Annotated in this window: 6 protein-coding genes; all 6 read right to left on the bottom strand. The window is 63.1% G+C overall.

The window, feature by feature from the left end:
• Nucleotides 1-45: 45 nt before the first annotated feature.
• Entirely contained in the window at nucleotides 46-834 is a 789-nt protein-coding gene (locus tag Q0K15_RS10340; RefSeq protein WP_294515770.1) for a DUF4358 domain-containing protein, read from the bottom strand.
• Nucleotides 835-910: 76 nt separating this feature from the next.
• Nucleotides 911-1459 (bottom strand): signal peptidase I, encoded by a 549-nt coding sequence (gene lepB / locus Q0K15_RS10335; protein ID WP_294515769.1) that lies wholly within the window; start codon nucleotides 1457-1459, stop codon nucleotides 911-913.
• 54 nt (nucleotides 1460-1513) lie between these two features.
• Nucleotides 1514-3049, bottom strand: a complete 1536-nt coding sequence (rny, locus tag Q0K15_RS10330; protein WP_294515768.1) for a ribonuclease Y — start codon at nucleotides 3047-3049, stop codon at nucleotides 1514-1516.
• 331 nt (nucleotides 3050-3380) lie between these two features.
• Complete coding sequence (locus Q0K15_RS10325) at nucleotides 3381-3905, bottom strand: deaminase (RefSeq protein WP_294515767.1); 525 nt, start codon at nucleotides 3903-3905, stop codon at nucleotides 3381-3383.
• A gap of 79 nt (nucleotides 3906-3984) precedes the next feature.
• Nucleotides 3985-5412 (bottom strand): sigma 54-interacting transcriptional regulator, encoded by a 1428-nt coding sequence (locus tag Q0K15_RS10320; protein WP_294515766.1) that lies wholly within the window; start codon nucleotides 5410-5412, stop codon nucleotides 3985-3987.
• Between the two features lie 139 nt (nucleotides 5413-5551).
• A partial coding sequence (locus Q0K15_RS10315; protein ID WP_294515771.1) for an acyl-CoA dehydrogenase family protein occupies nucleotides 5552-5695 on the bottom strand: 144 nt, incomplete at its 5' end.

Genomic DNA, 5695 nt, shown 5'->3' with positions numbered 1-5695 from the left:
AAAGCCCGCCTCTCGGCGGGCTTTTTTCTTTGGTCCGGGTCTTGCTTACTTCACGCCGTCCTTGAACATCTGGATGGCGGTGTCGTTGTCGCCGGAGATGATGAGCATGATATAGTCGCCGCTGGTGACCACCTGGCCGTTCTTGGCCCGCTCCAGGGGCTCGGGCAGGTACTGCTCAAAGTTCTGCTGGGTGAGGGCCCGCTGGGCCTCCAGGGCAGCCTTGGCGTCGTCCAGCTTGCCGTCGGCCACCTTGCCGATGATGACGGTGTCGGCGCTGACCATCATGGGGAAGAAGCCCACCGCCTCGGTGAAGCAGTCGCTGGGGATGTTGTAGCTCTCAGCCATGCCGGCGGCGTCCAGCTTCATGGTGGCGGCCATGTCCACCTTGCTGATGATGCTCCGGGCCAGGCTCACCAGCTCATCGGCGTTGGGGGTGGTGACGGTGACGTCGCTGCCCTTGACCTGGGCGGTGTAGCCGTCCAGCTTGCCCAGCACGGAGGCGGGCACGAAGGTGACGCCATTGACGAAGGTGGCCTTCGTGTTGGCCAGCTTTTCGCCGTTGACCTCGATGGCGCCGGTGGCGCAGTCCACGTAGATGTCGTTGCCGTCCAGGGAGAAATAGGACCGGTTCTCGTCGGCGTACCAGTCGGCAAAGCCGTAGTCGGCCTCGGCCACGGTGCGCAGGGGGATGACGGCACCGGCGGGGGCGTCGGGCAGCTTGGCGGTGTCCAGTTTGGCGCCGTTGAGGGTGATGGTACCGGAGTATGCCAGGGCAGAGGTGCCCAGGGAGAGGGTGAGGGTCATGGCCGCGGCAGCGGCGAGCATTCGCTTCATGAGATGTGCGCTCCTTTTCCTTTTAAAGTTCATACAGGACTTTTAGACGACGCACAAACAGGAAAGTTCCCGTATTTCAGGAAATCGCGCCGAAATTTTGGAAGGGGAAGAGCACCGCCACCGCCTGGCCCAGGATGTACGCCTCCTCCACCGCCCCCAAAGCCTCGTCCCGGCTGTCGTCGGAGATGTTGCGGTTGTCCCCCATGACGAAGACGCGGCCCTCCGGGACGGTGAGGGTGGTGACGGTCTGCCAGCTCTGCCGGACCATGGGCTCCAGGATGTAGTCCTCGGTAAGGACCACCCCATCCACCGCCACGGTGCCTGCGGCGTAGTCGATCTCCACGTTCTGGCCCTCCACGGCGATGATCCGCTTGACGATGGGGCCGGTCACGTTCCGGAATTCCTTCCGGAGGACCACCACGTCCCCCGGCTGCGGGGTATAGCCCGCCTGCCGGACCAGCATGAGCTCCCGGTCCTGAAGGGTGGGCAGCATGGAGTCCCCATCCACCATCACGGGCCGCCCCACGAACACAAAGAGCAGCACCAGGGCCACGGTGGCGGCCACAAAGGTCTGGAGCCAGATGTGGGCCTCCCTCGCGGCGCGGACGTCAGGCCGCTGTTCCATAAAAGCACGCTCCTTTAAAAATGCCGCTGCCTCCAAAGAGACAGCGGCATAGGATCATTTCGCGTATTCGATGACCTTGGTCTCCCGGAGCACGTGGACCTTGATCTGTCCGGGGTACTCCAGCTCCTCCTCGATCTTCTTGGCGATGTCCCGGGCCAGCAGGACCATCTGGTCCTCGGAGACCTGCTCCGGCTTGACCATGACCCGGACCTCGCGGCCGGCCTGGATGGCGAAGGACTTCTCCACCCCGGGGAAGGAGGAGGTGACCTCCTCCAGCTTTTCCAGACGCTTGATATAGTTCTCCAGGTTCTCCCGCCGGGCGCCGGGCCGGGCGGCGGAGATGGCGTCGGCCGCCTGGACCAGGCAGGCCACCACAGTGCGGGGCTCCACGTCGTTGTGGTGGGCCTCGATGGCGTGGATGACGGCCTCCGACTCCTTGTACTTCCGGGCCAGCTCCACGCCGATCTGGACGTGGGAGCCCTCCACCTCGTGGTCGATGGCCTTGCCCAGGTCGTGGAGCAGGCCGGCCCGCTTGGCCTCGGCCACGTTGGCGCCGATCTCGGCGGCCAGCAGCCCGGCCACATGGGCCACCTCGATGGAGTGGTTGAGCACGTTCTGTCCGTAGCTGGTACGGTACTTCATGCGGCCCAGGAGCTTGACCAGCTCCGGGTGCAGGCCGTGGACGTTGGTCTCGAAGACAGCCCGCTCGCCCTCGGCCTTGATGGTGGCGTCCACCTCCCGCTTGGCCTTCTCCACCATCTCCTCGATGCGGGTGGGGTGGATGCGGCCGTCCTGGATGAGCTTCTCCAGGGCCAGGCGGGCGATCTCCCGGCGGACCGGGTCGAAGCAGGAGACCGTGATGGCCTCCGGCGTGTCGTCGATGATGAGGTCCACACCCGTCATGGTCTCCAGGGTGCGGATGTTGCGGCCCTCACGGCCGATGATGCGGCCCTTCATCTCGTCGTTGGGCAGGGGCACAACGGAGACGGTGGCCTCCGCCACATGGTCGGCGGCGCAGCGCTGAATGGCGCCGGAGATGAGCTCACGGGCGATGTTGTCAGCCTCTTCTTTGTAGTGGGCCTCAATCTCCTTGATCTTCATGGCGGACTCATGGGTGACTTCCTGCTCCAGCTGGGAGATGATGTAGTTCTTGGCCTCCTCGGCGGTAAAGCCGGAGATCCGCTCCAGCACCTCCATCTCGGAGCGCTTGAGGGTGGCTACCTCCTCCCGGGCGTCCTCCAGCTCGGAGAGCTTGCGGGAGAGGGTCTCCTCCTTCTTCTCGATATTCTCGGTCTTGCGGTCCAGGTTCTCCTCCTTCTGCTGGAGACGGCGTTCCTGCTTCTGGAGATCGGCCCGGCGTTCCTTGGCCTCTTTCTCATACTCGTTTCGGGCTTTGAGGATCTCTTCCTTGGCCTCCACCAGCGCCTCGCGCTTCTTGCTCTCGGCGCTCTTGATGGACTCATTGATGATGCGTTTGGCCTCCTCTTCGGCGCTGGCGATCTCCTTTTCCGCCACTTTCTTGCGGTAGAGGACCCCCAGCGGGAAGGCGATGACAAGCCCGATCAGAATTCCGATCAGGATAAATCCCATAGGTTCTCGATACACCTCCGTCTAATCATTTCGGTTCACGTCCCGGGGCACATCCGCAGGCGGCGGACGGACTCCGGCACATAAAATGACTCGTGTGGGTCCCCGAGCATCAGACGGTCTTGGACTTTGATGCTCACCCACACGATCTCGTGAAAAACATCCCCTGAAGTTCTTCAGTTTTGTCCTTTTATATTGTAAGTCCCCCTCGCTTTTCTGTCAAGAACATTCGCAGGCGAAATGACGAAAAGCAGGGGGAACACACCCCTCTGGTATGTGAAAAGGACCGCCCCGGTGCTTTCGCACCGGGGCGGTCCTTTTTCCTTTTTCATACTTACCCACAGCAGCCGCAGCCGTGCTCACCGCCCGGGGCTTCTCCCAGGGCCTGGGGCAGACTGTCGTCCTCCCGGATCCAGTCCTCCACGTGGACCACGCTGTACTGGTCGGGGGTGCGGCGGATGACCACCCGCTGGATGCCGGCGTTGATGATGAGCCGCCGGCACATGGAGCAGGAGGTGGCATCGGGGAGAAGTTCCCCGGTCTTGGCGTCCCGGCCGGCCAGGTAGAGGGTGGAGCCCAGGGTCGCGCTGCGGGGGGCGGAGATGATGCAGTTGGCCTCGGCGTGGACGGAGCGGCACAGCTCATACCGCTGTCCCGAGGGGACCCGGAGCTCCTCCCGGGTGCAGCGGCCCAGGTCGGTGCAGTTCTTCCGGCCCCGGGGGGCGCCGTTGTAGCCGGTGGAGAGGATCTCGTCGTTTTTCACGATGATGGCGCCGTAGCACCGGCGCAGACAGGTGGAGCGCTTGAGCACCGTGTCCGCAATATCCAAATAGTAGTTTTCCTTGTCGATCCGGGCCATGTCGCCGCCTCCTGTGTTTTTTCCACCAGTATACAGGCTTTTCCGCCCCGGCGCAAGCAAAATCGGCAATGGCCGGCGCTCAGCGTTTCCGGCCCCGGCAGTCGGCGGCGGGATCGATGCCCAGCTTGGCCATCTTTTTGTAGAGGGCGCTGCGGTGGATGCCCAGCTCCTCCGCCGCCCGCTGGCAGTTGCCCCCCTTGTCCCGGAGGACGGCCAGGATGATCTCCCGCTCGTAGTCGTTCATGAGCTCGGTGAGCTGCTTGCCGGTGCCGGCGCCCGGCACCGCCGGTCCCCTGGGCTGGGACATCTTGCCCGGCAGGTCCCGCATGTCAATGGTGAAGCTGTCGCAGGTGGCGTAGGCTCCCTTGATGACGTTGTCCAGCTCCCGGATGTTGCCCGGCCACTGGTAGCTGGCAAAACACTGCTTGACCTCCGGGGAGAGGACGGTGGTGCGCTGGAACTCCTTGTTGAGCCGGGCCAGGAAGTAGTTGGCCAGCTCCAGGATGTCCGCCCGGCGGCAGCGCAGGGGCGGCATCTCGATGTTGATGACATTGAGGCGGTAGTAGAGGTCCTCCCGGAATTCCCCGGCCTCGATGAGGGCGGGCAGGTTGCGCCGGGTGGCGGAGATCACCCGCACATCCACCGACACGGGCCCCGATCCGCCCACCGGCTCCACCTCCCGCTCCTGGAGGGCGCGGAGGATCTTGGCCTGCATATTGAGGGGCATGTCGCCGATCTCGTCCAGGAAGAGGGTCCCCCCATTGGCCAGCTGGAACTTGCCCGGCTTGCCCCCCTTCCGGGCGCCGGTGAAGGCGCCGTCCACGTAGCCGAAGAGCTCCGACTCCAGCAGCTCGTTGGGGATGGCGGCGCAGTTGATGCTCACCATGGGCTTGTCCGCCCGGTTGCTGGCGTTGTGGATGGACCGGGCAAAGACCTCCTTGCCGGTCCCCGTCTCCCCGGTGAGAAGGACGGGAAAATCCGTACGGGCCGCCTTGAGCCCCAGGCGCTTTTTCTCCAGAAAGGCCTCGGTGCTGCCCACGATGGAGTCAAAGCTGGCCCGGCAGCCGCCGGTCTTGTGGTATTCCTCCTTATAAAACTCCAGCTCGGCGTACTCGCTCATGAGCCGCTTGGCCGAGTCCAGGGTCTGAAGGCGGAACTTGACCTGGGCCACCCCCGCCACCACCCGGTCCTCTTCGTCGCAGACGCAGGAGCGGCTCACCAGCAGGAAATTATTGTCGTTCTCCTTGCTCTGTCCGGGCAGAAACTTGTGGAGGGCCAGTTCCTCGCTGTACCGCCGCTTCACGATATCCACCATCTTGGAGTTGCTGATGGTCTTCTGGATGGGATAGCCCACGATCTCCTCCTTGGGCTTGCCCAGAAAATCACAATATTGGTCATTGATGTCCGTCACGATGCCGTTGGTGTCCACGACGATGAAGCCGTCGTCGGTCATCCGGAGGATCTCATCAAAAATGTGCTTGTAGCGTGCGATGTCCTGTTCCGACATATCCGTCCTCCTTTCGCACACTCCTCCTGTGCAGTCCATCATACCATAAATCGGAAAGCGGGAAAACCGTCATTTCGGTCACAGACCAAAATGACGGTTTCCACTGTATGTGTTGGGGTAGGGAGGGATCTTGAAAAAGTTACTTGAGCAGCTCTCTGGCGATGACCACCTTCTGAATCTCGGAGGTGCCCTCGTAGATGGGCACAATGCGGGCGTCGCGGTACATGCGCTCGATGGGGTAGTCCCGCATGTAGCCGTAGCCGCCGTGGATCTGGAGGGCCTT

Origin of the sequence: uncultured Intestinimonas sp. (assembly GCF_944387245.1) — a bacterium.
In the GTDB taxonomy this organism is placed as follows: Bacteria; Bacillota; Clostridia; order Oscillospirales; family Oscillospiraceae; genus Intestinimonas.
The sequence above is the reverse complement of the archived record's forward strand: the minus strand, read 5'-3'. Positions and strand labels throughout refer to the sequence as shown.

Coding starts and splice junctions, on each gene's coding strand:
- Q0K15_RS10340 (WP_294515770.1), bottom strand. CDS start 834: ATGAAGCGAATGCTCGCCGCTGCCGCGGCCATGACCCTCACCCTCTCC.
- lepB (WP_294515769.1), bottom strand. CDS start 1,459: ATGGAACAGCGGCCTGACGTCCGCGCCGCGAGGGAGGCCCACATCTGG.
- rny (WP_294515768.1), bottom strand. CDS start 3,049: ATGGGATTTATCCTGATCGGAATTCTGATCGGGCTTGTCATCGCCTTC.
- Q0K15_RS10325 (WP_294515767.1), bottom strand. CDS start 3,905: ATGGCCCGGATCGACAAGGAAAACTACTATTTGGATATTGCGGACACG.
- Q0K15_RS10320 (WP_294515766.1), bottom strand. CDS start 5,412: ATGTCGGAACAGGACATCGCACGCTACAAGCACATTTTTGATGAGATC.